The sequence below is a fragment of the Neisseria arctica genome, assembly GCF_022870905.1.
GTDB lineage: Bacteria > Pseudomonadota > Gammaproteobacteria > Burkholderiales > Neisseriaceae > Neisseria > Neisseria arctica.
Map to the genome: position 1 here is coordinate 508,983 of NZ_CP091510.1, position 24,985 is coordinate 533,967.

A 24,985-nucleotide genomic window follows, 5' to 3' on the forward strand; every position below is an offset into this window, starting at 1 on the left:
TGTTACCCCTTTAATTATTTGTTTGGTTGGCGTTGTTGTCCGATGTGCTGCTGAGAGGTAGCTCGGCATTACGAAAGGTCCAGTTGCCGTAAGTATCTTCTACAACTTCCACAATTGTGATTTTGTCTTCACGAATAGATTGAATTTTACCGAAATTTTGCCCGATATAGTTACCAGGGCGAACCGTATAAACATGACCATCTGCCTCAACAAAACCTGATGTACTGCCGTTCTTAGTCAGTCTGCCGACATAACGGAGGTTTTCTAGACTGAAAGCTTCCAATACTTCTTTGGGTCTGTTTGTGTTAGGCGCATTGGTTCCTTGATTGGCTGCGTTTAAACGTTTGCTATCAAAAGCATTTAGTCCCGTATAAGTAGGAGGATTATAGGGTTGTGGCGGATTAACAGTCGGTGCTTCAAAAGGTCGGATGCTTGCTTTGGCTTGTTTTTGGGTATCTTCCATCCATTGATGTAAATCTTCATGCTTAGGAGAACAAGCAGTCAATATAATGAAGCAAGGGAGTAAAAGTTTAATTTTCATTTGGTACCCCGTTAGTTTTTATTGGCTTCGCTAGCGGCAGCCTCTAATTCTGCGGCAACTTCTTCAGCAGGGCGGGCTTTATAGGTATTGGCCGTGGCACTCAGAGTCAGTTGATTTGATTTGTCATCAGATTTCAGTTGTAATGATTCAAGCGTAATGATGCGCGAAAGTTGGCCTACATCACGTGTGAATTGGCTAATCTGATTATAACGTCCGCTGATGCTGATATCGTATGGCAGTATCTGGATAGGGCCGTCGTTGATTGGTGCTTTGGGGCTTACGCTGTCCATTCTCATGCCATTTGAAGCTCCCGCTTGATGAAGTTCTTGGATCAAATTCGGAATTTCTGCATCCGTGGGTAATTGTCTCAACAGCACATCAAAAGCGGAGCGCAAAGATGCAAGCTCTTTTTTCAGATTATCGAGGCTCGCTGTTTGGATACTTTTTTCGTTATAGGTGCTTTTTAGCTCAGTTTCTTTTGTTGCAGCTGTTTCCAGTGCATCGAGTTGCGAGCGGAAAAGCAAGCCATAGCCAAGTATTAAAATACCCACTATAACAATAATGGCAAGCAGTAGTTTTGCGGGGCCTCCGAGTTGGTGGAGATTTTTGATGTCTAGGTCTTTATTCATTTTAGTCATAATTATTTCACCTCGGCTGCGACGGTTGTGTTATTCGGAGCAGGTGTAGCCGTGCGTTGGTTTAGCAAGACTTTTAAGGTGAATTCTTGTGCATTATTTTCTTTTTTGATGCTCAACAGTTCAGGCTGCATGAATACCCCTGTGCTTGGAATCGAACGCATAAACATGGCGATTTTATTGTCGCTTGTTGCTTTACCACTGATGGTATAGGTATCTGCAGACTCTGCTTGTATATTGGTTAGGTAAGCACCTTCCGGAAGAAGAACATTTAAAGTATCAATAATAGATGCTGCTTGGAAACGCTTTTCTTGTAGTTCTTCAACTTTTTGCTTACGTGTAAGAAAGTTTTGTTTCTCTTGCTCAAGTTGTTTGATTTCCACAAGTTTTTGATCTAGCTTTTCTATCTCTGATGAAAGAAATTGGTTACGGTCTTCTTGTCGGCTAATTGCTTGGTTTAAGCCTACATAAGCTAAAGCAGATAGGCATAGACCTATTACTGCTGCCGTCAGCATCATAATTTTAAATTGTTGTTTCTTTTTTTGTTCAATCTCTTCACGATAAGGAAGAAGGTTGATTTTAATGAGTTCGATCATGTTTATAACCCCCTAAGTGCCAAACCGAAGGCAATAGTCAATAATGGTGCGTCTCGTTGTAATTGTGGTAAGTCTATATGGTTGCTATGGTTTGTATACAATACCGGGTGAATACATTCGGTAGCCGTATTTGTTTGGGTAAAGACGGTTTCCGGCAAACCATTTTGTTGTGCAGGCAGACCCGTAAGTAGGATATGCTTCACGCTGGAGAATTGATCGCTAGGCTGAGTTGTGTAATAAAATTGTAAGACCCGTTGGATTTCTTGCGCCACTTGTATATTAAAACGGTCGGCAACTTGGCTTTGGTAATCGGAGGGTTTTGATGTGGAAAGCAGAATTTGATCTGCTTTTTCTTCGGTAACTTGGTATGTGCGTTGAATGAGCTGATTCAGCTGTTCTGCGCTTACAGAAGTTTCTTGTTTGTAGAGTATTTTGCCTTTTTCTACAATCAATGCGTACATTTGTGTTGCGTGAATGCCAATCAATGCAATTTTTTCATCTGCCATTTCAGGAGCATGTTGGTTGATCCAGAACGAAAAGGCGTTTGATTGCGCGAAAAGATCAACATCCATAAATGATAGGGGCATGCCGGCATTTTCAAACATTTCGATACGCGGCTCTACATCATCTTTACGAACCGCAGCCAGCAGGATTTGCTCCGATGCAGCACTTGAGTCTACAACTTGATAATCGTAGTTCATTTCTTCAATGGGAGCGGTTTGAGAGACTTCAAACTCTACAAAGCCTTCAATATCTGTTTCTGCGTTTTGGGCGTTGTATGTTAAGTTTTCAATTGTGGAGAGATTCTGTGGTAATGCAGCAACAATATTTTTGCTGTTGGCATGCAATTGGGTATATGCGTGTTGCAAATACGTGGTTAGCTGTTCGTAGTCTTGAATTCTACTGCCTTTGATAATATTTTTAGGCAATTTGGCAATAACATATTTTTCCAACTGAATTTGGTTTAAACTACGGCTGGAAACTTGAACCAAGGTGATTGCATTTTGTGTGATATCTACGCCTATAGCAGAACGGGCGGATAACGAATTTAATGCCTTATTATTTGTATTTTTTACACTTTTTTTGAAACGCATCATGTAACTTTCTTGCTCTGAGTAAGTAAATGGTGTTTGGCGTTAACTGTAATGTTTCTTTCTTAAACGGGTTCTGTTTAGGCTGCCCATTTTGAAATATTTGGTTATTTTACTTTATTTAATGCTTTTGATGGCAAAATTTATATTTGGTTATGGTTAAAAAGATTATAACAACTCTAGTTGGTTTAATATTCGGATTGGCTTTATTTGGAGTAGGCCTTTTGGCGATTGCAATTTTGGTTACATATCCCAAATTACCTTCGTTGGATACATTGCAGCACTACCAGCCCAAAATGCCTTTAACGATTTATTCTTCAGACGGCAAGGTCATCGGCATGTACGGCGAGGAGCGCCGCTCGTTTACAAAAATAGCTGATTTTCCTGACAACCTGAAAAATGCTGTAATTGCGGCAGAGGATCAGAGGTTTTATCAGCACTGGGGAGTAGACGTAATTGGTGTTGCGCGTGCCATATTAGGTAATTTGAGTTCCGGTTCAGTACAATCGGGGGCTAGTACGATTACCCAGCAGGTTGCTAAAAACTTTTACTTAACCAATGAGCGTACGTTTACGCGTAAATTTAACGAAGCTTTATTGGCTTATAAAATCGAACAGTCTTTAACTAAAGATCAGATCTTAGAGCTGTACTTTAATCAAATTTATCTTGGCCAGCGTGCCTACGGTTTTGCGGCAGCCGCTCAAATTTATTTCAATAAGCCGGTAGACAAACTGACTTTGGCTGAGGCATCTATTTTGGCCGGCCTGCCCAAGGCTCCTTCTGCATTTAATCCTATTGTAAACCCCCAACGGGCTAAAGTACGTCAGCAATACATTCTGAATAATATGGTGGAACTGAAAATGATCAGTCCGCAAGAGCGTGATCAGGCTTTAGCTGAAAAATTGCATTATGAACGGTTTGTACAGCGGGTAGATCAAAGCGCACTGTATGTGGCTGAAATGGCAAGGCAAGAGCTTTACGAAAAATATGGTGAAGATGCCTATACCCAAGGCTTTAAAGTTTACACTACGGTAAGTACCGAACATCAAAAAGTAGCCACAGCCGCTTTACGTAAGGCATTACGCAATTTTGACCGAGGCAGCCGCTATCGAGGAGCAGAGCATTATCTGGATTTAAGTAAAGAAGAAAATCCGGAAGATGCCGTTAGCCAATATTTGTCTTCTCTTTATACTGTCGACGGCTTGGTGCCCGCAGTAGTGACGGCAGCCAGCAAACAGTTGGTGACGGTTCAGATGCCTGATGGAGAAGAAGTAAAATTAGGTAGTGCGAATTTGGGCTTTGCTGCGCGGGCCGTCAATAATAAATCCATGGGAGATGCTCAAATACGCAAAGGAGCGGTTATCAGATTGCAAAACCGTAATAATCGCTGGTATGTAGCCCAAGAGCCTTTGTTGCAAGGGGCGCTGGTTGCTTTGGACAGTAAAACCGGTGCGGTTCGCGCTTTGGTGGGCGGTTATGATTTTCACAGTAAAACATTCAACCGTGCTACACAGGCACAGCGCCAGCCGGGATCGTCATTCAAACCTTTCGTTTATTCTGCAGCATTGGCAAAAGGTATGACTGCCTCAACGGTCATTAATGATGCACCAATCTCTTTGCCGGGGCGTGGGCCGAACGGTTCTACTTGGAATCCTAAGAATTCAGATGGACGTTATGCGGGTTATATTACCTTGCGCCAAGCTTTGACCGCTTCTAAAAATATGGTTTCCATCCGTATTCTGATGTCGGTTGGTGTGAATTATGCACAGCAATATATTCAGCGTTTTGGCTTCAAGCCGTCTGAAATACCGGCCAGCTTGTCTATGGCTTTGGGAACAGGTGAAACTACCCCATTGAAAATGGCGGAAGCTTATGCAGTATTTGCTAACGGCGGTTATAAGGTTTCTTCTTACGTTATTGACAAAATATATGATAGCCAGGGACGGTTGCGCGCCCAAATGCAGCCTTTAGTTGCAAAAGAAAATGCCCCTCAGGCTATTGATCCCCGCAATGCATATATCATGTACCGTATGATGCAAGATGTTGTCCGTTATGGTACGGCCACCCGAGCTAATGCTTTGGGCCGAAGTGATATTGCAGGTAAAACCGGTACAACTAATGATAATAAAGATGCCTGGTTTGTCGGATTTAACCCGGATATCGTTACGGCCGTTTATATCGGTTACGATAAGCCCCAGAGTATGGGACGTGCGGGTTATGGCGGTACTATAGCGGTACCGGTGTGGGTGGATTACATGCGTTTTGCGCTGAAAGGCGTTCCTACAAAAGGAATGACGCCGCCTGAAGGTTTGGTTAACCGGGGTGGGGAATACTATTTGCGCGAGCAGCAGAGCACCAATCCGAATCTGCCTCTCGATAATCGAGCCAGCAGACCGGTGGCGAGCGAAGAGCGTGATTCAAGTATCGCCGCCGAACAATCGCCGGGTAAATCCGAGCAAAACGGAGGGGCGCCGTCTGCTGCTCCTTCGCAAGGAGGGGAGGGTTCGTTACCTTCTCAGCCCGCACCGGCTCAAGGCGGAGGACATGGCCAATTGGATTCCTTATTCTAAGGAGACTCCGATAAGCAAAATATAATCTTAAACAGCCGAAACGGTTTGCCCGTTTCGGCTGTTTTATTATCGGATTGATAAAGAAGATGATAATCAAAAAATGCCGCCTGAAAAATTAAATTTCAGACGGCACGGATTATGATGGTCATATGGTTTTGTTATTGCCGACAAGCCCAAAAATTTATATGCGATAAAGGCGTGCGATAGTTTCTGCCGCTGCTACACATTCTTCTACGCCGGCGACCAGCGCAATACGGACATAGCCTTCGCCGGGGTTGCCGTCAACACCATCCCTAGCTAAAAAGCGGCCCGGCAATACTTGGATAGCTGCTTTCTCCCATAAATTTTTGGCAAAGGCCAAATCATCGCCTCCGGGTACCTTTAACCATAAATAAAATGACGCATCAGGCATATTTACATCAAAAGATTGGCGTAATATCGGCAAGACTTTATCGAATTTTTCTTGGTATAGGCGGCGGTTTTCTTCAACATGCGCTTCGTCATTCCAAGCAGCAATGCTGGCACGTTGGACCGGAATGCTCATGGCACTGCCGTGATAAGTCCGGTAAAGCAGAAAAGCTTTTAATAATTCAGCATCTCCGGCTACAAAACCTGAACGAAGGCCGGGAACGTTCGAACGTTTGGACAAGCTGGTAAACATCACAATGCCTTTATTGCTTCGGCCTAGCTCTGCTGCGGCTTGTAGACATCCGATAGGTTTGTTGCCGTCGAAATAGATTTCCGAATAGCATTCGTCAGAAGCAATGACAAAACCATAGCGGTCTTGCAGGTTGAAGAGTTCCTCCCAGTCTTCTTTCTGCATCACGTTGCCGCTGGGATTATTCGGAGAGCAAACGAACACCAAGGCGGCACGCTGCCAATCTGATTCGCTGATTTGCGACCATTGCGGCAGAAAGCGCGGGGCATTACAGTTTGCGAAAACAATATCCGCTCCACCTAAAAAAGCAGCTCCTTCGTAAATTTGATAAAACGGATTGGGGCTGATAACGGCCTGTTTGTCATCTTTGTGTGCCAACACTACTTGCGCAAATGAAAATAAAGCTTCGCGGCTGCCTAATACAGGCAGGATTTCAGTGTCAGGGTCGAGCTGTAAGCCGTTATAGCGTCTGGCCGCCCAATCGGCACAGGCTTGCCGCAATTCCGGCAGGCCGGCAGAAAGCGGGTAGGCGGAAAGCTCCGGCAGGGCTTCTGTTAGCGCATCGGTAATCACTTTAGGGGTCGGATGTTTCGGTTCGCCTATATGCAGGGGAATAGGTTTGATACCTTCGGGCGCATTACAGTTTTGCATGGCTTCGCGTAGGCGGGCAAAAGGGTAGGGCTTGAGCTGGCTTAGTAAAGGATTCATAGCGAAAATTCAAATCAGATAGGATAAAACGGTTTAATGTTAACACTATTTGCTGTTTTAGTGGTTTGCCAACATTCGAACACCCAATGCTTGCAGTTTGTCGAGTGTATATGTCCATGCGTCATTAATGGATTCGCAAGCAGTGTTTTCGGCTTTTAGGCCAAACTCGATATGTGGTTGTTGAAATCTGCCTGCACCGTCCGGTTTGCCTACGCTTGGCAGACTGAAAGTGCGGATGCCGGGATAGATTGCTTCGATTTCATGCATCAGCGGGACGAGCTTAGACTCGGCAATGTCAAATAAATATATTTGGCGTTGGCAATTTTTGCGTTTATGGAAATATTGCGCATAGTATGTTGACAATACCCATTCAGCCATCGGATGCGCCATTACGGGGAAACCGGGCAGGAAGTAATGTTGGCGGATAGAGAAACCGGCGATTTGGTTGTAACGGTTTGGAATTAATGTGGATTCTTTGGGAAACTCCGCCATTTTCAACCGTTGGAGGTGGGGTGCGGAGTCAAGACTATCGCCCCGTTGCAGAGAAACTTTTTCAATCAGGGCAGAGGCCTCTTCGTGCAGCACTAAAGGTGTATTTAATGCTTCTGCCGCTGCCTGTCGGGTATGATCGTCCGGTGTGGCTCCGATGCCTCCGGTCACAAAAGTAGGTAGGCCGTCTGAAAAACTACGGCGCAGCTGTTTGGCCAACCATTGCCGGTCATCAGGCAGATATTGTACTTGGCCTAGATTAAATCCGTATTTTTCTAAGAGTGATTTAAAAAACGCAAAATGTTTGTCGGTACGGCTGCCGTGTAGGATTTCATCGCCGATAATGATTAAGTTGAAGTACATGCGGGTATCCTTAAATAATTTAAGACTAAGTGTGCCGAAGCCGTCTGAAAACAGGTATGCAGTTGGAAAAACTGGACTAATCAGCAGATTCATACAATAATAAACCCATTTTGACACTATATCTGCATTACATCGGAATAAACAGCATGAGCACACAAAATCATACTATTTTACAGACTCTTCCTGTCAGCCAAAAAGTCGGCATTGCTTTTTCAGGCGGCTTGGACACATCAGCAGCCCTTTTATGGATGAAGCTCAAAGGTGCGCAACCTTATGCCTATACGGCCAACCTCGGGCAGCCGGATGAGGAAGATTACGATGCTATTCCACGTAAAGCCAAAGAATACGGTGCGGTAGAAGCCCGTCTGATAGACTGCCGTACACAATTGGCTCACGAAGGCATTGCTGCCATCCAATGCGGTGCGTTTCATGTGTCGACCGGCGGAATGACTTATTTCAATACCACGCCGTTGGGGCGTGCGGTTACCGGTACCATGCTCGTAGCCGCTATGAAAGAAGATGACGTGAACATTTGGGGCGACGGTTCGACTTATAAAGGCAATGATATCGAACGCTTTTACCGTTATGGTTTGATCACCAACCCGAATTTGCGTATTTACAAACCATGGCTTGACCAACAATTCATCGATGAATTGGGTGGGCGTCAGGAAATGAGCGAGTTTCTGATTGCCAATGGTTTCGATTATAAAATGTCGGTGGAAAAAGCCTATTCTACTGATTCGAATATGCTCGGTGCGACTCATGAAGCCAAAGATCTCGAGTTTTTGAATACCGGCATTAAAATCGTCAAGCCTATTATGGGCGTGGCGTTTTGGGACGAAAGCGTAGAGGTCAAGCCCGAAGAAGTGACTGTACGCTTTGAAGAAGGTGTGCCTGTGGCCATTAACGGAAAAGAATACGCTGATCCGGTAGCTTTATTTTTAGAAGCGAACCGTATCGGTGGCCGTCACGGTTTGGGTATGAGTGACCAAATCGAAAACCGCATTATCGAAGCCAAATCACGCGGTATTTACGAAGCTCCGGGGATGGCTTTGCTGCATATCGCTTACGAGCGTTTGGTAACCGGTATTCATAATGAAGACACTATTGAGCAATACCGTATCAACGGCTTGCGTTTGGGACGTTTGCTGTACCAAGGCCGCTGGTTCGATTCACAGGCACTGATGTTGCGCGAAACTGCGCAGCGTTGGGTTGCTCGTGCCGTTACGGGCGAAGTAACGCTGGAGCTGCGTCGTGGTAATGATTATTCGCTGTTGAATACCGAGTCGCCCAATCTCACTTATGCACCGGAACGTTTGAGCATGGAAAAAGTAGAGAATGCAGCCTTTACACCTGCCGACCGTATCGGTCAGCTGACTATGCGTAATCTGGATATCGTTGATACCCGTGCCAAGTTGGGTATTTATTCGAAATCAGGCTTATTGCAATTAGGTGAAGGTTCTGTGTTGCCGCAATTGGGTAATGAGAAATAGTGTACACAATTGATTAAATTTGAAAATAAAGGCCGTCTGAAATTTTTCAGACGGCCTTTTTAGTATTTTATGCTGTACGGGAATAAACTATCTATAGTTAATATAATTTGGTTAAATATTTTATCATTAGATTTATTTGGAATAAATGGTAGAGTATTTGCTATTATTCGCATAATATTTTTATTGAAACCGCTGTTTTATTTAGACAGCTAGTGACTATTCAAGAAAATTTAACGAGGGAGAAAGTATGAAGCGTACATTAATTGCAGCATGGATTGCGGCATTACCGGTGTGGGCGGTTGCCCAAGATACGGTGGTGTTTGGAGACAGTTTGAGTGATATCGGCCAGCCGGGGTGGGCTCTAAAAGCTACATATACAGACGAAACGGGGCAGCCGCATCGGTTATACGGCGAAATCGTAGCTGAATCTTTGGGTAGTAAACTGGTTGCTTCAGGAGCCGGCGGTACTGATTATGCTTATAGCGGGGGTGTTGTGGTAGGCAGTAATAGCGAACGTACTGCCGCGCAGCCGAATTTGGCCTTGCAAACGCAGGTAGATAATTATCTGGTTGCTGGTGTTAAAAAAGATGCCCTGCATATTTTATGGGGCGGCGGTAACGATATGGCGGCTATTTTGGAACGGGCGCAAAGCAGCGCTTCACCTGCTTTGTCGGCGGCGGTAGACATTGCGGCTGCTGCTCAAGCCAGCGGTAAGCAGTTGCAGAGTTTGAAAAATGCCGGGGTAGATTTGGTGGTGATGCCGAATGTACCGAATGTTGTTTATACGCCTACTTTGTTCGAATCATTTGCTGCGGCAGCGGCAGCGAGCGTTAATAAGCAGGTGAGCGGTGCTTTGATAGCAGCGGGACAGGATGCCCAACAGGCGGCAGCAACAGCTGGTATGGTTGCTGCCCAATTTACCCAAGCATTTCAGACGGCTTCAGCTTCATTGGCTACCAGCAAGCAAACTTCGTTAGCAGACTTTGAAAATGCCCGTGTTGCGGTACTCAATGACACTGTTGAAAAATTATATGCTACGCCTATAGGTGCGGCATTGACGGCGGCAGGTGTGGGCAAGGCGGCTTTTTCTGCGGGATTGCAGGCTCAATACCAAACATTTTCGACCAGTGCGGCGGATGCAACGGGCCGCTTGAATAATGAAACCAATACAGCTATCGGCAAAGTCGGTGGCAATGTTGTCCGATTGGATACCAACCAACTTTTCACCGATATATTAAATAACCCGGCGGCTTATGGATTTAATAATACGACTGTTCCGGTTTGCAGTAGCAGTACTGCGCAAACTTTATGCAGCCCTGCCAATGCCGCAGAAGCGGATAGCCGCTTGTTCGCCGATAGTTTCCACCCAGGACCGAAAGCACATCAGATAATGGCCGATTATCTGCTTAGCACGCTACAGGCACCGCAAGAAATAGCAGGGTTAGGACGCACGGCCTTATCCGGTAGTTTGGCGGCGGCAGATTTTATCAGAGAGGAAAGCCGCCGAAGCCGTAAACAGCCTCCGCGCACATTAGATGCGATAGCTGCGTACAATCATAACGGTGATGACGGGCAGACTGTTTATGCGGGTGCAAAGGTGCAGTTTGATCCGCAATGGCAAGCCGGGGTAATGGTCGGAAGACAAAATGTAGACAGCCGTTATGGTCAAACCGAGATTGGCGGCAGAGCCCATCATTTCGGGGCTTATTTGCGTTATGATATGCCGCGTGCTTGGGTAGGCGGTTTGCTGCAGATCGGTGATGCCGATTATACGACGCGTCGAAGCATCGTGTTAGGCCAAAACCGCATTAGCCAGCAGGCCGAAAGCGGTGGCCGTATACGGTCGGCAGGTTTGTTCGGCGGTTATGATGTATGGCGGCAAGGTGATACCCGTATTGCGGCTTTGGGAGATTTGACTCTATCTTCAGGTAAAGTCAATGCCGTAAACGAGAGAAGCGGCGGAGCGACACAGATGCAATTCGCCGAACAAAATATCCGCTCATTGCGTAGTGGTTTGGGTTTGGAGGCCAAACATACGGTAGGTAATCTGACGCCGTTTGCCAATGTGCGTTGGGTAAAAGAGTGGAAAAATAACCAACAACAGGTAACGGCCACTTTAAACGGTAGCAGTTTTACTTTGCCAGTAGCCGATGAAGACCGTAGCTGGATCAACGGCCAACTGGGCGTGGTATGGCAACCTAAGGAGCGCTTGCGTTTCCACACTGCCTTGGGGCGAGATTTTGCCCGTGAAGGCAGCAGTAATACTTCGGTGCGGGTAGGTGTGGGAATGCTGTTTTAAATCTCTGGTGAAGCGCGGAAGCAGATAAAGTTGATATATCGATAATCTGCAGTATTTCACCGTTCAAATGCCGTCTGAAAAGTTTCAGACGGCATTATTTTGTTAATACCGCTGTTTAGATATTTTTTATTTGATATTTTTTATTTGAATTGCTGCAATTTTAAAATTTTATTTTTTTAGATGGGTTGTTTGGAAACTTATTGGATTTTCAGACGGCCTTGGTAGATAGGCCGCCATATTATCCGTTTGCTTGGTTATAAAATTTTTAGGTTGGCGGGTTTTGTGTAAACAGTGCGGCAAGGGCTGAAAGGCGGAGGGTGTCGCTCCCCCATTTTCGCGCCTGTAGGTGGCGCATCCAATTTATCGGTTTTATAGATGAGTTGATTGCGGTTGCAATATCGTTGGAGAGGGTATTCTGATGTTGCTGCCAAATAGCAGAGGCTTGGTTTAGTAGATTGTGCTTTCTCAGCCAGATAGCGGTAGAGTGCAGATAGCAAAGGTAATCGCGGCTTTGGCAGCGTTCTATAGTCAGATAATCACCCGGATCATCTTCAAAGTCGATAAAGCCGATGATACCGTCCTCGCAAACGATCATATTGCGGGCGAATGCTTGGCTGAGATATTGGTTTTGCTTGTGCACGTTATCGATGGCATCCAGGCCTTGTTGCCAATACTCAAGGCGGTCGGGGCTGTTTTCGATGTAGTGAAGCAAGGTATGATCGCCGATATGGGTGAACATCAATCCGTTGTCGGCTTCTGCCAAAAGGCGCGGAACGCGGATATGATGCCGGCTGAGTTGACGCAAACGACGCGCTTCAATTTTCAGTGCTGCCCGCCCGCCCGGATTCGGAACCGGTTGCAGTGCACCCAAATTTAATGAGCGGGAAAGAATACTGAGTAGGGTGTAGCGCCATTGGGGAATGGTTTTGCCGGTTTTGCGTACCCATACATTTAGGCCGTCTGCAAGAATATGGTGGGCAATGGTGGCGGATTGCGTGGCAAGTAGGCGGTTGAGTTCAGCGGTATAGTCTGTCATCGGCGGGCATCTTGAAAACGGTAGTAGGAAGAGCCGACAAATGATGCGGCTTTACGTAGAGGCTTGCCTCCGAGAATGCTTCTGTGGCGGAGCTGTTCAAAAGGCCGCAGGCGGCTGCTGTCGCCTAATATCGCCTCTGCAACAGCTAAGCCGGCAATGCCTGTAATGGCCATACCGTGGCCACAATAGCCTTGCAAAAAGTAGAGGTTGGCTGCTTGGCGGCCAAAATGCGGAGTAAGGTTGGGAGTAATATCACAATCTCCTCCCCATGAAAAGTCGATGCGTGCATTTTCGAGTTGCGGGAAAACTTTCAACATATCACGGCGGACGGCTTGGGTCATGCGTTTGGCATCATAGATGAATTCACTGTCTTTGCCGCCGAAAAGAAGCCGTCCGTCGGCGCTGAGGCGGTAGTAATCGAGAATGTAGCGGTTGTCGCATGCGGCCATATTATTTCGGATAAGCGTTTGCGCGGTAGTACCTAATGGTTCGGTAGCAATCATAAAAGTGCTGACCGATAGGGCTTTACGGTCTAGACGTCGGAATGCGCGGTTACGGTTTTTGCCGGCAAATGTATTAACTGCCAACACAACGTTGTCGCATTGAATGGTAGCCGCGGGAGTGTGTACCAGCCAACCTCCGAAAGCAGGCTCCATGCTGATGAAGGGGGTGTTTTCATATATATGCGCTCCCGAAGCGGCTGCGGCACGAGCAATGCCTAAAGTATAGTTGAGCGGGTGAAGATGTCCTGAAAGAGGATCATATAGGCCGCCGAGATAGCGCTCGCTGGCGAGTTGTTGTTGAAGGGCGGTTTTATCCCACATTTCCAGATGGGTAATGCCATATTGGCGGCGGGCTTTTTCCTGCCACTCTTCTAAGGCTTCTAAATGACGGGGGCGGATGGCAACGGTGGCATAGCCTCGTGTCCAATCACATTCGATACGGTATTTACGGATGCGTTCGTCTACCAACTCGACAGCTGCCAGTGATTGTTGCCAAAACCACAGGGCGCGTTCGCTGCCGGCCTGCCTTTCTAAGGTTCCCATTCCGCAGGCATAATCGCTGAGTATTTGCCCACCGCTGTGCCCGGATGCTCCCGAGCCGATACGGGCAGCCTCGATGAGCGCGACACTATAGCCGTTTTCAGCCAGCGGTAGCGCAGTACATAAGCCTGATAGCCCGCCGCCGACAATACATGTGCCGACTTCAATATGCTCTTTTAGTTGAGGGTATCGGGGTGGTGAGATAATGCTGTGGTGGTAATAAGAGGAGGTGGAGTCTTTTGAAGCCGGAGTTCGCATAAAAATAAAGTTGTTGTCGGCAAACTGTTTTCAGACGGCACCGATATTTTGAAGTGGAAAACCGAGGCCGTCTGAAAACGGTCTGAAGCAGGTATTAATACAAATAACAAGTATGGTTTGAGAGGTATAAATACAAATTTGATGGTTGGTTGATTATAGAATTAAATTGGAAAATCGTCTGCATGTTTTTGTAAACACTTAATAAAAATACAGGCCGTTTTGAAACGGCCTGTATTTTTATGCCTGATTGGCTTTTTCAAGCGCTAATTTTTCTTGGCGGTAAGCTTCGGCCGCTTCCCGTTCCCGCTTCGTAGTTTGGCGCATCATGTAGTAATTGATAAGGATGACCAAGCTGCCTACGATGGTGATGAAAATAGTGGCCAATACGTTCATCTGCGGATCAAGGCCGAGTTTGATTTTTGAGAAAATCACTTGCGGCAATGTGGAAGATCCCGGGCCGGATAGGAACGAAGTAATTACCAAATCATCCAACGAAAGGGTAATACCCAATAAAAAGCCCGATGCGATAGCAGGAGCAATCAGAGGCAGGGTAATCACGAAGAAAATCTTCAATGGACGGGCGCCCAAGTCCATTGCTGCCTCTTCTAGAGATTGATCCAATTCAATCAAACGTGAGCGGATGACCACGGTGATATAGGCCATGCATAAAGTGGTGTGACCGAGAAAAATGGTGAAAAAGCCCCGGTCAAAATACAGGAAACTGAGCAGTTCGCTGTTTTGCAGGAACATTTGCACTTGGATAATCAGCAGCAGCATTGATAGGCCGGTAATAACGTCAGGCATTACCATCGGTGCAGATACCATACCTGCAAACAGAGTACTGCCGCGGAAGCGCTTGATACGCGCGAGAGCATAGCCAGCCAGTGTACCCAAAATAACGGCAGCAAAAGACGAAACCAATGCAATGCGAAGCGAGAGCCAGGCCGCTTCCAGAATAGTGCTGTTTTGTAGCAGTTCGCTATACCATTTGGTCGAAAAACCACCCCATACGGTTACCAGTTTGGATTCGTTAAACGAATAAATGACCAGTACGACCAAGGGAATGTAAAGGAACGCCAAGCCGATAAACAGCATCAGCTTTAAGAACCAGGAGAGTTTGTGACCCTGCATTATTTCGCTCCTTCTTCAAGTTCGCGGTTTTCATAGCGGTGGAACAGCACAATAGGCACGACCAGCAGCAATACCATGATAACGGCAACGGCGGAAGCCAATGGCCAGTTGTTTTGGTCAAAGAATGCCTGCCACAATACTTTACCGATCATCAGATTTTCTGGGCCGCCTACCAGTTCGGGAATCACAAATTCACCGACGGCAGGTACGAACACCAGCATCGACCCTGCGATAATGCCTGTTTTCGAAAGCGGCAGAGTAATAGTGAGAAAAGATTTGATCGGGCCGGCTCCAAGATCAGATGCGGCTTCAAGTAAGCGGCCGTCAAGTTTTACCAGCTGGGTATAAAGCGGCAGAATCATAAACGGCAGGTAGGCATATACCATAACCAAGTTGAGCGAGAAAGCATTGTAGAACAAATCCAACGGTTGGCTGATAACGCCGTATTTCATCAGCATGTTATTAATGATGCCGTTGTGGCCGAGTAACCCCATCCATGCATAAACGCGCAACAGGAAAGATGTCCAAAAGGGCAGCATGATAGCCAATAACAAGCCGTTGCGGATAGAGGGGTTGGCACGGGAAATTGCATAAGCAATCGGGTAGCCGAGCAGCAGACAGATAATGGTTGTCGTCAGCGCGGTTTTGATAGAAAGCCAATAAGTCAGCAGATAAATATTATTGCCGCGCCCTTCGGTAAACGGATTCAGCATTTGGCTGAGCGTAGACCAGAAGTTTTGGAAAATATCCGCATAGTTTTGATAGCTCAAGGCGATATTCAGACGGCCCATGTCGGGGTCGGTGGTGATCAGCGGAGAGTAGGGGGGAATGGCCAACTCCTGCTCAGCAAAGCTGATTTTCAATACAATCGCAAAGGGAATCAAAAACAACACCAGCAGCCAAATATACGGTATGCCGATAACCAGGCCGCGGCTGGGCTTAAAGTGAAGCTTGCTTTTGAGTTTAGGAAAATCCATTGGGCTTGCCCTTTATTTAGCGGGTGAGCGGGGTAGGCTGGTTTGCAGGCCAGCTCATGTACACGGTTTCGTCCCAAGTAGGCGGTGTGATATTGCGTACATACCAATACGGGGCAGGAACTTGGCTTTTTATGATGCGGCCGTTTTCCAACTCAACGTGATAGGTAGCAAAGCTGCCGAGATAGGCAATTTCTTTAACCGTACCGCGCGCCCAGTTGAACTCGCCCAAGTGTTCGGGTTTTTCTTTATATAGGTCGATATCCTCAGGGCGGATACTCAACCATAAATCTTGCTCGGTTGGGCCGCCTAAGCCGTGGTCGATGCGCACGGGATTTTCCAGCTCGGGGCAGTGGATGACGGCGTAATCGGCATGGTCTTCCGTTACCGTGCCTTCGAAAATATTAGTTTCGCCGATAAATTCAGCGGTAAAACGACTGTTAGGGAAGTCGTACACGTCGCTTGGGGTACCGACTTGCTGCAATTGGCCTTCGGACATAATGGCAATACGGGTTGCCATGGTCATGGCTTCTTCTTGGTCATGGGTAACCATAATGCAGGTAACGCCGACTTGTTCGAGCGTGTTTACCAACTCGAGTTGTGTTTGCTGGCGCAATTTTTTATCGAGGGCGCCTAATGGTTCGTCAAGCAACAGGATTTTCGGGCGTTTGGCCAAGCTGCGGGCCAATGCGACGCGTTGTTGTTGGCCGCCTGAAAGCTGGTGCGGTTTACGTTTTGCAAATTTGGTCATTTGAACCAAGCGCAACATTTCTTCTACGCGGGCGGCGATTTCGTCTTTCGGCATTTTGTCTTGCTTGAGGCCGAAGGCAATATTTTGCTCTACCGTCATGTGCGGGAAGAGGGCGTAGCTTTGGAACATCATATTAATCGGCCGGTCGTACGGGGCCAGTTTGGTAATGTCTTGCCCGTCGAGGATGATTTTTCCTTGTGTAGGCGTTTCCATGCCCGCAAGCATGCGCAGCAAAGTTGATTTGCCGCAGCCTGAGCTGCCGAGTAGGGCGAATATTTCATGTTTGTAGATATCGAGGTCGATATGGTCGACAGCGTAATTGTCACCAAACTTTTTCACCAGCCCTTGGATTTGCAGGTAGGGCGCGGCGGAAGAGGCAGCGGTTGCGGTCATGGGCGAATGCTCCGGTTAAGTAGCAAAATGCCGTATGCGGCATTTTTTATAGGGTGATAAAAAGCTGTTTGCTTGCTGGAAAAGCGCACGGGCAGCAGGTTATGTACAGTTGAATTACAAACTTGTAATTATATTAGGCTATGGCTTTTCGGGGCAATATAAAATTGGCTTAATGTTGGTATTTCTTGGTTAGAAGAATTGTTTTGCATTGTCGGGCGGCTTTTAATGAGGGAAGGTCGTATTTTTAGGTACGCTGAAATGTATTTCAAATACTTTTTTACAAGAGATCTAAATCCGGTTGGGAGTATGTGTGCGGATATGTAAAAGGCGCGTTGCTGTAAAGCAAAGCGCGCCAAATGTCGGATTGGGATGGTTTTAGGCCTGTAATTTCAATAAAACACCAGCTAGTGATTTTTGCCAGTCGGCAGGGATAATGCCTAAGGTGTTTTGAATTTTGTTGCAGTCCAGCACACTGTAGGCAGGGCGGGCGGCAGGAGTGGGAAAGCCGCTGCTGTCGATGGCATGGATTCGGGGAGGTTGTTGCGTCGGATCCTGTAAAGCGGCAGTTTCGAAAATCGTGCAGGCAAAGTCATACCAAGAGGCGGGCTTGTCGCCACAGTAATGATAAATACCACGGGGAAAGTCTGACTGTTGCAGCATGGTAAGGATGGTTTGTGCCAAATCGCCGGCGTAAGTGGGCGTGCCGATCTGATCGTTAACTATATGCAAGTCTCCACGCTCTTGAGCTGCTTTCAGCATAGTTTTCACGAAATTTTGGCCGTATTCGCTAAATACCCATGAAGTGCGAATAACCACGCTGGCGGAGTGTTCGGATAATGCCAGCAGCTCGCCGGCTAATTTTGATCGGCCGTAAACGCTTTGGGGTTCGGGAGCATCACTTTCGGTATAGGGAACTTTATTGTTGCCGCTGAAGACGTAATCGGTCGAAATGTGCACGAAGCGGGCGTGTACGGCACGGGCTGCGGCAGCTAGGTTATATACGGCGCGCGCATTCACGGCAAAGGCTTTGGCGCTTTCGCTTTCGGCCTTATCTACGGCAGTATAGGCCGCTGCATTGATGATTGCATCGGGTTGGAAGTTTTGCGCCATATTGAGAACGGCGGCGGCATCGGTAATGTCGAGTGTGGCAGAGTCGGCGGCAATCAATTCCCAATCTTCGGGCAGACGGTCTTTGATGCAGCGGCCGAGTTGGCCTTTGGATCCGGTGAGCAGAATTCTCATGAGTCATTTCCTTAGGTTGTTTGTTATCCAGGGTATATACACCGATAGCCCGTGTGCGTAGTTGTTGTTAATGGGCTGCGGGGTAGATTGGCCGTTGATTGGGTTCGGCTGTGCCGTAATCTATAATATATTTCAGACGGCGTGATTGTTTCCATTATAAAACAAGCAACATAAATTACACGAAATTATTTGATTTTTTGAAATATTCTGATGAGCGTAGTGAAAGTTAAAAAATGTGTTGTGTTTAAGATAATTATTTATTGTTACGATGCCTTCATTTTGTAATAGTGCGGCTTTGGGCTATACTCAATCAGGTATGTTTCAATAGACGGTATGAAATTGCGTTTGCCGTTGAAGCGGTAAGATTTTGTTTGATTTGAACGGAGTGTTCTAAAAATGTTGAAAAAATGGTTGGCCGCGGTTGCGGTGATGTTGTCTTTGTTTAGTTTGAGCGGTTGCGGTTATAACACTATGCAGGCCCAAGATGAGGCGGCTAATGGAGCTTGGTCGGAAGTTTTAAACCAATACCAGCGCCGTGCCGATTTAATTCCGAACTTGGTAAATACGGTAAAAGGTTATGCCACACATGAGCAAGAGGTATTTACCCAAGTAACCGAGGCGCGCAGTAAGGTAGGCAGCATTCAACTGACTGCCGAAGACGCTACCGATCCGGAGAAAATCAAGCAGTTCCAACAGGCTCAAGGAGAGCTGAGCAGTGCGCTTTCACGTTTGTTGGTGGTTTCTGAAAACTACCCCCAATTGAAGGCCGATCAAAACTTCCGTGATTTGCAGGCACAATTGGAAGGTACGGAAAACCGGATTTCTTTGGCGCGTAACAATTATATCAAAGCGGTGCAAACTTATAACACGACTTTGCGCCAATTCCCGCAAAACATTACGGCAAAAATTTTCGGCATGAAGGTTCGCGCCAATTTCAGCGTAGAAAATGAAGCCGCCGTTTCCAATGCTCCGAAAGTTTCTTTCTGACTTTCTAGGTTAGTGTTTATTCAGACGGCCCAACCTTTTATAGGCCGTCTGAAAATTCCGTATGTTGAAAACATTGTTTTTATTTGCGGTTACGGCTTTAGCTGAGATTATAGGCTGTTACCTGCCTTATGTTTGGCTGCGGCAGCAAGGTTCACCTTGGTTGCTGGTGCCGGCGGTTGTAAGTTTGGCGTTGTTTGCCTGGTTATTGACTTTGCACCCAACTGCCAGCGGTAGAGTGTATGCGGCTTATGGTGCGATTTATGTGTGTGCCGCTTTATTGTGGCTGTGGCAGATAGATGGCGTTCGCCCTACGGCAACCGATTTGCTCGGGGCTGCGCTGTGTTTGAGTGGAATGGTCGTCATTATGATGGGGGCGAAAACATAAAACCGCCAAGGTAATATCAGCGGTTATTTTCAGCCTTCTTGCCGACTGTTTGAAAACGGTAACTTAAAATTATTTTCTTTTAAAGCTGCTTTAAAACAATGCGAGAGCGGGTTCGGTTATTCCGTGTATGTAGTCTTAAACCGCGTATGCTTGGTTTATTTAGGGAAAAGTATGCTATTGAATATCCAACGTTTCGGCACTTTTCTGGCAGTGTTGCTGACCAGTATAGGATTATTTGCCGCCGATTTGGCAGCGATACCGCCGCTTACAGCACCCGTTATGGACAGTGCGCAGATGATGCAGCCCGAGGCACGGGTGCAGCTTAATACGCACCTTACCCAATATAGTCGTGACAAAGGCAGCCAGATTGTTGTGTTGACGGTTCCTACCATTGCTCCTGAAACTCCTTTTGATTATGCGGCCAGAGTTATGGAAGCATGGGCTCCGGGGCGCAAAGATGTTAGTGATGGCGTGTTGTTGCTGTTGGTGCGCGACGAGCGAAAAACCCATTTGGCAGTGGGGCGCGGCTTGGAAGGTGCCATTCCTGATGTTTATGCCAAACGTATCTTGGAAGATGTTTTACGTCCGTATTTGCAACGGGGTCAAACCGATCAAGGTATTTATGCGGCTGTGGCTCAGATTGAAAAACTGATTGCAGGTGAAGAGCTACCTCCTCCCGTACACACTAGTACCGGATATGATGTGCAAGAAGAGGGTAGCAGCCTGATGTTTCTGCTGATCTTTCCGTTTGTTATCGGCGGCTTCTTAAAAGCAGTATTTGGGCGGATTTTGGGCAGTTTGTTTACCGGAGGTGCATTGTTCGGCCTGGCTTGGTTTTTGGGCTGGGGCGTGATTATTGCCGCTCTGGCCGCTGTTGCAGGCGCAGTGCTGGTGTTTGCGCTTGGCAGCGGGACATTTATTTCAGGAGGCGGCGGACCGATGCGTGGTGGCGGTTGGCACAGCGGAGGAGGTTTTAGAGGGGGCGGCGGCTTTGGCGGCGGCGGTGGTTTTGGCGGCGGCGGTGCATCGGGAGGTTGGTAATGCAGGAAAAAAATAGATTTAAACGTTTATGGCAGCATTGGCTGCATCCCCGCTGGCGTGTCGAACGGTATTTCCCTTCATCCGAATTAAAGAAGCTCAGTGATGAAATCGGTAAATCCGAACTGACCCACTCGGGTGAAATCCGATTTGTGATCGAGTCCGGTTATGATAGCACCGATGTATTAAAAGGCATAGATACGCGTACTCGGGCATGGCAATGGTTTGGCGAGTTGGGTGTGTGGGATACCATGTCTAACAGCGGGGTGTTGGTGTATGTTTCTTTTGCCGATCATGCGGTTGAAATCGTAGCGGATCGCGGGATTGCGGCAAAAGTACCGGAAAGTGAGTGGCGCCGGGTGTGCGACAATATGTTGTTGCATTTCCGCGGCGGTGATTTCATTTCCGGATTACGGTTGGGATTGCGCGATATCGGCACGATTTTGGCCCGGCATTTTCCACAACAGCCGGACAGCGATGTCAACGAGCTTTCTAACGATGTGATATTGCGTTGATAACGGTTGCTTCGGTATCCCGTTTTAATATAAAAAACAGGCCGTCTGAAAATTTCAGCAGGCCGTCTGAAAATTTCAGACGGCCTGTTTTTTATATTTTTAATAAATACTGCGGTTGCTGCTTGCAAGTGCGGCGGCAATATCATCGGCCAGTAGCTCGCATTCCGATAAATTGAGATTGCTGATGGTAATGCGGATGGCGGATTGTTTCCGAATGGTAAAAGGAGAACCGCTTTGTACCGCCCAGCCTTTTGCCGCAAGAGATTGGATGACATGGGGTTCGTTGCTAACGGGCAGCCAAATATGCATACCTTCTCCGGTTTCGGGATGGTAGGGCAAATGAATATTGTGGCGGCAGAGGCTTTCTAACAAACAGGTACGCCGCCGGCTGTAACTTTCTGCAATTTCATTTAAACGTGAAGGAGTGAAGTTTCTCCAAATATGCAGTGCCATGTGTTGCAATAATTTGCTTATCCATCTCGGACCGAGGGTAAAGCGTATTTTCATGGCACTCAGAATGGGCGTATTACCTGTTGCGATAGCGATGCGGAAATCAGTGCCGAGGAATTTACTGGTCGACGTAGAATAAATCCATTCGTTTTGAAATCCTTCCATGCCGTGAAAGGTTTGGTGGCTGAGCGCCCCCCAATGGTCGTCTACGATTAAAAGAGCCGTATGGCGGCTTAAAGCTTGCTGCCATGCCCGCCAGCGAGAAGCACTGTAGCAAATGCCGGTTGGGCTGTGCGCGCGTGCTGTAAGGATAACGGCCGAGGCACCTGCCAAATCGTTTTCATCAGGTATTTTTGCACCTTCGCTATCGAGTACAAGTGGTACGGCTTGCAGGCGCAGATGGTTAATCAATGCGAGGGCCGGTGGCCAGCAAGGGTCTTCGATGAGGACTTTTGCACCGGGCATGCAACGCTGGGTCAGGGCGCGTTCGATAATATCGAGTGTACCGAAAAAAAGATACGGTTCGTGCTTGATTCCGCAGCGGGCATCCAGCCATTGGCGGGCAAAATCCACTAAATCACTGCTGTCGCCATGACTGCCGACATCCGTAGCCAGTGTGTAACCTTCGGTTAACTCAGGGGTAAGAACGGGCAGTAACCGGCGGTCTACATTGCCGCTGGCTAAATCCACCAAGCCTGCCGGAATTGCCATTTCGGGATAGTGGGCTGCCGTTTTTTCGGGCACAAAACTGCCTCGGCGGCCATCTGTTTGGATAATGCCGGCATCCCGTAATTGCTTATAAGCGGCTGAGACCGTGTTGGGATTAACGTTGAGTTCGCTTGCCAGTGCGCGCACGGTCGGAAGTTTGTAGCCCGGCGGCCACGTTTCGGTACGGACGAGTTCTTCTATTGAGGCGGCGATGTTGACAGCACTGTTGCCTTTCGGTTTTAATTGCATAACACAAAATTAATATTGTTCTAGTACAATAAAATCTAACCTACTTTTCAATATTTGGCAAGCGTTTTCAGATGGCATAACCCCAATGCTTTCATATATATCAAATTGTGTTGATGTATATATTTGAGGCCGTCTGAAAGAACCGTACAATGCAATTGCAATTCCGCCGGGCGGAGCCAATTATTATGAATAATTCAATTATTATGAATAATTAAGGAATACAAACTATGTCAACCGAGCCGCAATCCAAACAGCCGAAAGAGCAGGTTATCCAGCTTTATCAAGGCAGTAAGCGTATTCATCCGAAGTTGGCGAAGGGACGCTTTGCCAATTTGCGTATTTTGGCGATTTTAGCCACGCAGTTTGTATTTTATGTTTTGCCTTGGTTTAACTGGGGCGGCCGGCAGATGGTGCTGTTTGATATTCCCGACCGTCATTTTTATATTTTCGGTTTGTCGCTGGGCATGGGTGATTTAATTTATCTGGCCGGGTTGCTGATTATTTGTGCATTCGGTTTGTTTTGGTGGACAACGTTGGCGGGGCGCTTATGGTGCGGCTATGCCTGTCCTCAAACCGTTTACACCGAAATTATGTTGTGGATAGACCATTTGGTAGAAGGCGACCGTAACAAGCGTTTGAAGCTTGAAAAAGAGCCGTGGAATTTTCGTAAAATCCGCATTAAAGCCACAAAGTATCTGTTGATTTTTTTAGTGTGCGCATGGACAGGGTTGACATTTGCCGGTTGGTTTACCCCTATCCGGGAGCTGATTCCAAGCCTGTTTGATTTCAGTATCAGCGGGGGCGCATTGTTTGCGGCTGCTTTTTACGGCTTCATGACTTTCTTATTTGCACATATTATGCGCGAGCAAGTGTGTAAATACATGTGCCCGTATGCGCGTTTCCAAAGTGCCATGTTCGATCACGATACATTGATTATTTCTTATGATGAGGAGCGCGGCGAACCACGCGGCGCCCGTAAGAAAAATGTCAGCCGCGAAGAAACGCCTTTGGGTGATTGTATCAACTGTACGATGTGTGTTCAGGTATGCCCCGTAGGTATTGATATCCGGGATGGTTTGCAATACGAGTGTATCGGTTGTGCCGCTTGTATTGATGCTTGTGATGAAATCATGGATAAAATGAACTATCCGCGCGGCCTGATACGCTATACCACCGAAAGCGTGCTTAAGCACGAATATACAGATAAAGATATCAAAAAACGCTTGCTGCGCCCGCGTGTGTTGGGTTATGGTGCTGTTTTATTTATCGCCGTGGCAGCGTGGTTGTTCGGAATCTCTACCCGCGAAGCGTTGCGTATCGACATTATCAAAGACCGTGGCGTGATGGTGCGTGAAAATAAAGCGGGTTGGTTGGAAAATGCTTATAATCTGCGCATTATCAACTCCAGTGAAGACGAACAGGTGCTCAAAGCCAGCGTAAGCGGTTTTGAAGATATCGCCCTTACCGGCCTGCCCGAGGAGGGGGTGCGTATTCCGGGAAACGATACCATCACTATTCCCGTTCAGGTTTCTACCATTCCTGAATACGCGGATAAAGGCAGCCATCCGATTGAGTTTACCTTCCGCTACCACGAGACAGATGATGAATCTGAATTTCGCACCATCATTGAAAAAGCATCTTTTATCGGAGAGTAATATTGGTTAAAGAGCAGCAAAAATCCAAGGTTTGGTATAAAGAACCCTGGCCTTGGATTCTTATGAGCGGCCCTGCTATTGTAGTAGTGGCTGCTTTTATCACCTTGTATATCGCCCGAAGCAATTCCGTAGATTTGGTGAGTGATGATTACTATAAAGACGGCAAGCATATTGATATCCAGCTTCACCGTGATGAAGAGGCATATAAGCGTAATATCCATGCCCAAGTATTGGTAAGTCCGGGTTTCGATAGTGCAAAAGTTTTTGTAAGCGGTGATTTCGACCCCAAACAGCCTCTGAATTTGTTGTTGATGCATCCGGCACGAAAAGCAGAGGATCAAACCGTAAAACTACAGCCTGTCCAAGAGGGTGTGGCCTCGGGCGGAAAATATGAATATAACGCAGTATTCAAACCCTTGCCGCAAACCCACCATTGGTATGTGCGTGTAGAGGATGCGGGCGGGATTTGGCGCGTAGAAGACAAATGGTTGGTTAGTCAGGGTAATGCAATTAGTCTGAAGCCTATGGACAAACTGCTGGCCCCTGCGGCTAGCTCCTCCAACTAAGTTTTAACAGTATTATTTTTATTTGTTTTAATCAGGACCGTTTGAAAAATATTTCTTTCAGACGGCCTTTTTATTTATTGGTTGTATGCGGCGGCAGTTACACATGATAACATTGCTGCTTTATAACCTTATTTTCACCGTTGGGATATGCAGACGGTATT

22 protein-coding genes are annotated in these 24,985 nt (G+C 47.0%); 9 read left to right on the top strand and 13 right to left on the bottom strand.

Annotated elements, in window-relative coordinates; translation table 11 throughout:
- Positions 1-10 precede the first annotated feature (10 nt).
- From LVJ86_RS02250 to pilM, 4 genes are read right to left on the bottom strand one after another with little or no spacing between them, the layout of a single operon-like run.
- Positions 11-541, bottom strand: a complete 531-nt coding sequence (locus tag LVJ86_RS02250) for a pilus assembly protein PilP (RefSeq protein ID WP_047760727.1) — start codon at positions 539-541, stop codon at positions 11-13.
- A gap of 11 nt (positions 542-552) precedes the next feature.
- Positions 553-1,179: a type IV pilus inner membrane component PilO gene (locus LVJ86_RS02255; protein ID WP_483310651.1), complete on the bottom strand. Its 627-nt coding sequence runs from the start codon at positions 1,177-1,179 to the stop codon at positions 553-555.
- Positions 1,180-1,181: 2 nt separating this feature from the next.
- Positions 1,182-1,772: a PilN domain-containing protein gene (locus LVJ86_RS02260; protein ID WP_047760725.1), complete on the bottom strand. Its 591-nt coding sequence runs from the start codon at positions 1,770-1,772 to the stop codon at positions 1,182-1,184.
- Between the two features lie 2 nt (positions 1,773-1,774).
- On the bottom strand, positions 1,775-2,866 hold the full coding sequence (gene pilM / locus LVJ86_RS02265; RefSeq protein ID WP_047760781.1) for a type IV pilus assembly protein PilM: 1,092 nt from the start codon (positions 2,864-2,866) through the stop codon (positions 1,775-1,777).
- A 152-nt stretch (positions 2,867-3,018) separates the two neighbouring features.
- Here pilM and LVJ86_RS02270 point away from each other — a divergent pair, with 152 nt between their 5' ends.
- Positions 3,019-5,433 (top strand): penicillin-binding protein 1A, encoded by a 2,415-nt coding sequence (locus LVJ86_RS02270; RefSeq protein ID WP_047760724.1) that lies wholly within the window; start codon positions 3,019-3,021, stop codon positions 5,431-5,433.
- Between the two features lie 181 nt (positions 5,434-5,614).
- On the opposite strand, the gene dapC is transcribed toward LVJ86_RS02270, so the two are convergent.
- On the bottom strand, positions 5,615-6,799 hold the full coding sequence (gene dapC, locus LVJ86_RS02275; protein WP_047760723.1) for a succinyldiaminopimelate transaminase: 1,185 nt from the start codon (positions 6,797-6,799) through the stop codon (positions 5,615-5,617).
- 57 nt (positions 6,800-6,856) lie between these two features.
- On the bottom strand, positions 6,857-7,651 hold the full coding sequence (locus tag LVJ86_RS02280; RefSeq protein WP_047760722.1) for a competence/damage-inducible protein A: 795 nt from the start codon (positions 7,649-7,651) through the stop codon (positions 6,857-6,859).
- Between the two features lie 146 nt (positions 7,652-7,797).
- Between LVJ86_RS02280 and argG the strand changes: the two genes are divergently transcribed.
- Positions 7,798-9,144 (top strand): argininosuccinate synthase, encoded by a 1,347-nt coding sequence (argG, locus tag LVJ86_RS02285; protein ID WP_047760721.1) that lies wholly within the window; start codon positions 7,798-7,800, stop codon positions 9,142-9,144.
- A gap of 247 nt (positions 9,145-9,391) precedes the next feature.
- Complete coding sequence (locus LVJ86_RS02290; protein ID WP_047760720.1) at positions 9,392-11,443, top strand: autotransporter domain-containing protein; 2,052 nt, start codon at positions 9,392-9,394, stop codon at positions 11,441-11,443.
- Between the two features lie 265 nt (positions 11,444-11,708).
- Here the strand turns inward: LVJ86_RS02290 and LVJ86_RS02295 are convergent, their stop codons facing one another.
- The 6 genes from LVJ86_RS02295 to rfbD all read right to left on the bottom strand — a co-directional run bounded on the left by LVJ86_RS02295 (position 11,709) and on the right by rfbD (position 18,271).
- Complete coding sequence (locus tag LVJ86_RS02295) at positions 11,709-12,479, bottom strand: BUD32 family EKC/KEOPS complex subunit (protein WP_047760719.1); 771 nt, start codon at positions 12,477-12,479, stop codon at positions 11,709-11,711.
- Entirely contained in the window at positions 12,476-13,780 is a 1,305-nt protein-coding gene (locus tag LVJ86_RS02300; protein ID WP_047760718.1) for an NAD(P)/FAD-dependent oxidoreductase, read from the bottom strand. The genes LVJ86_RS02295 and LVJ86_RS02300 overlap by 4 nt, the downstream gene beginning before the upstream one ends.
- A 237-nt stretch (positions 13,781-14,017) precedes the next feature.
- Positions 14,018-14,911 carry an ABC transporter permease subunit gene (locus LVJ86_RS02305; RefSeq protein WP_047760717.1) on the bottom strand — a complete coding sequence of 298 codons (894 nt, stop codon included), beginning with the start codon at positions 14,909-14,911 and terminating at the stop codon, positions 14,018-14,020.
- A complete protein-coding gene (locus tag LVJ86_RS02310) occupies positions 14,911-15,888 on the bottom strand; it encodes an ABC transporter permease subunit (RefSeq protein ID WP_047760716.1) in 978 nt (325 codons plus the stop codon). Before LVJ86_RS02310 ends, LVJ86_RS02305 begins: the two co-directional genes overlap by 1 nt.
- A gap of 16 nt (positions 15,889-15,904) precedes the next feature.
- On the bottom strand, positions 15,905-17,029 hold the full coding sequence (locus tag LVJ86_RS02315) for an ABC transporter ATP-binding protein (RefSeq protein ID WP_047760715.1): 1,125 nt from the start codon (positions 17,027-17,029) through the stop codon (positions 15,905-15,907).
- Between the two features lie 375 nt (positions 17,030-17,404).
- The gene (gene rfbD / locus LVJ86_RS02320) at positions 17,405-18,271 is read right to left on the bottom strand and encodes a dTDP-4-dehydrorhamnose reductase (protein ID WP_047760714.1); all 867 of its coding nucleotides are present in this window, start codon (positions 18,269-18,271) and stop codon (positions 17,405-17,407) included.
- A 396-nt stretch (positions 18,272-18,667) separates the two neighbouring features.
- Between rfbD and LVJ86_RS02325 the strand changes: the two genes are divergently transcribed.
- From LVJ86_RS02325 to LVJ86_RS02340, 4 genes are all read left to right on the top strand, one after another.
- Positions 18,668-19,258 (top strand): LemA family protein, encoded by a 591-nt coding sequence (locus tag LVJ86_RS02325; RefSeq protein WP_047760713.1) that lies wholly within the window; start codon positions 18,668-18,670, stop codon positions 19,256-19,258.
- A 61-nt stretch (positions 19,259-19,319) separates the two neighbouring features.
- Entirely contained in the window at positions 19,320-19,643 is a 324-nt protein-coding gene (locus LVJ86_RS02330) for a YnfA family protein (RefSeq protein WP_200900166.1), read from the top strand.
- 171 nt (positions 19,644-19,814) lie between these two features.
- Entirely contained in the window at positions 19,815-20,684 is an 870-nt protein-coding gene (locus LVJ86_RS02335) for a TPM domain-containing protein (protein ID WP_047760712.1), read from the top strand.
- On the top strand, positions 20,684-21,196 hold the full coding sequence (locus LVJ86_RS02340; protein ID WP_047760711.1) for a TPM domain-containing protein: 513 nt from the start codon (positions 20,684-20,686) through the stop codon (positions 21,194-21,196). The genes LVJ86_RS02335 and LVJ86_RS02340 overlap by 1 nt, the downstream gene beginning before the upstream one ends.
- Positions 21,197-21,295: 99 nt before the next feature.
- Here the strand turns inward: LVJ86_RS02340 and LVJ86_RS02345 are convergent, their stop codons facing one another.
- Entirely contained in the window at positions 21,296-22,603 is a 1,308-nt protein-coding gene (locus LVJ86_RS02345) for an aminotransferase class I/II-fold pyridoxal phosphate-dependent enzyme (protein ID WP_047760710.1), read from the bottom strand.
- A gap of 227 nt (positions 22,604-22,830) precedes the next feature.
- On the opposite strand from LVJ86_RS02345, the gene ccoG reads away from it, so the two are divergent.
- A complete protein-coding gene (ccoG, locus tag LVJ86_RS02350; protein ID WP_047760709.1) occupies positions 22,831-24,258 on the top strand; it encodes a cytochrome c oxidase accessory protein CcoG in 1,428 nt (475 codons plus the stop codon).
- Positions 24,259-24,260: 2 nt separating this feature from the next.
- Positions 24,261-24,824: a FixH family protein gene (locus tag LVJ86_RS02355; RefSeq protein WP_268777109.1), complete on the top strand. Its 564-nt coding sequence runs from the start codon at positions 24,261-24,263 to the stop codon at positions 24,822-24,824.
- Positions 24,825-24,985: the final 161 nt, after the last annotated feature.

Coding starts and splice junctions, on each gene's coding strand:
- LVJ86_RS02250 (WP_047760727.1), bottom strand. CDS start 541: ATGAAAATTAAACTTTTACTCCCTTGCTTCATTATATTGACTGCTTGT.
- LVJ86_RS02255 (WP_483310651.1), bottom strand. CDS start 1,179: ATGACTAAAATGAATAAAGACCTAGACATCAAAAATCTCCACCAACTC.
- LVJ86_RS02260 (WP_047760725.1), bottom strand. CDS start 1,772: ATGATCGAACTCATTAAAATCAACCTTCTTCCTTATCGTGAAGAGATT.
- pilM (WP_047760781.1), bottom strand. CDS start 2,866: ATGCGTTTCAAAAAAAGTGTAAAAAATACAAATAATAAGGCATTAAAT.
- LVJ86_RS02270 (WP_047760724.1), top strand. CDS start 3,019: ATGGTTAAAAAGATTATAACAACTCTAGTTGGTTTAATATTCGGATTG.
- dapC (WP_047760723.1), bottom strand. CDS start 6,799: ATGAATCCTTTACTAAGCCAGCTCAAGCCCTACCCTTTTGCCCGCCTA.
- LVJ86_RS02280 (WP_047760722.1), bottom strand. CDS start 7,651: ATGTACTTCAACTTAATCATTATCGGCGATGAAATCCTACACGGCAGC.
- argG (WP_047760721.1), top strand. CDS start 7,798: ATGAGCACACAAAATCATACTATTTTACAGACTCTTCCTGTCAGCCAA.
- LVJ86_RS02290 (WP_047760720.1), top strand. CDS start 9,392: ATGAAGCGTACATTAATTGCAGCATGGATTGCGGCATTACCGGTGTGG.
- LVJ86_RS02295 (WP_047760719.1), bottom strand. CDS start 12,479: ATGACAGACTATACCGCTGAACTCAACCGCCTACTTGCCACGCAATCC.
- LVJ86_RS02300 (WP_047760718.1), bottom strand. CDS start 13,780: ATGCGAACTCCGGCTTCAAAAGACTCCACCTCCTCTTATTACCACCAC.
- LVJ86_RS02305 (WP_047760717.1), bottom strand. CDS start 14,911: ATGCAGGGTCACAAACTCTCCTGGTTCTTAAAGCTGATGCTGTTTATC.
- LVJ86_RS02310 (WP_047760716.1), bottom strand. CDS start 15,888: ATGGATTTTCCTAAACTCAAAAGCAAGCTTCACTTTAAGCCCAGCCGC.
- LVJ86_RS02315 (WP_047760715.1), bottom strand. CDS start 17,029: ATGACCGCAACCGCTGCCTCTTCCGCCGCGCCCTACCTGCAAATCCAA.
- rfbD (WP_047760714.1), bottom strand. CDS start 18,271: ATGAGAATTCTGCTCACCGGATCCAAAGGCCAACTCGGCCGCTGCATC.
- LVJ86_RS02325 (WP_047760713.1), top strand. CDS start 18,668: ATGTTGAAAAAATGGTTGGCCGCGGTTGCGGTGATGTTGTCTTTGTTT.
- LVJ86_RS02330 (WP_200900166.1), top strand. CDS start 19,320: ATGTTGAAAACATTGTTTTTATTTGCGGTTACGGCTTTAGCTGAGATT.
- LVJ86_RS02335 (WP_047760712.1), top strand. CDS start 19,815: ATGCTATTGAATATCCAACGTTTCGGCACTTTTCTGGCAGTGTTGCTG.
- LVJ86_RS02340 (WP_047760711.1), top strand. CDS start 20,684: ATGCAGGAAAAAAATAGATTTAAACGTTTATGGCAGCATTGGCTGCAT.
- LVJ86_RS02345 (WP_047760710.1), bottom strand. CDS start 22,603: ATGCAATTAAAACCGAAAGGCAACAGTGCTGTCAACATCGCCGCCTCA.
- ccoG (WP_047760709.1), top strand. CDS start 22,831: ATGTCAACCGAGCCGCAATCCAAACAGCCGAAAGAGCAGGTTATCCAG.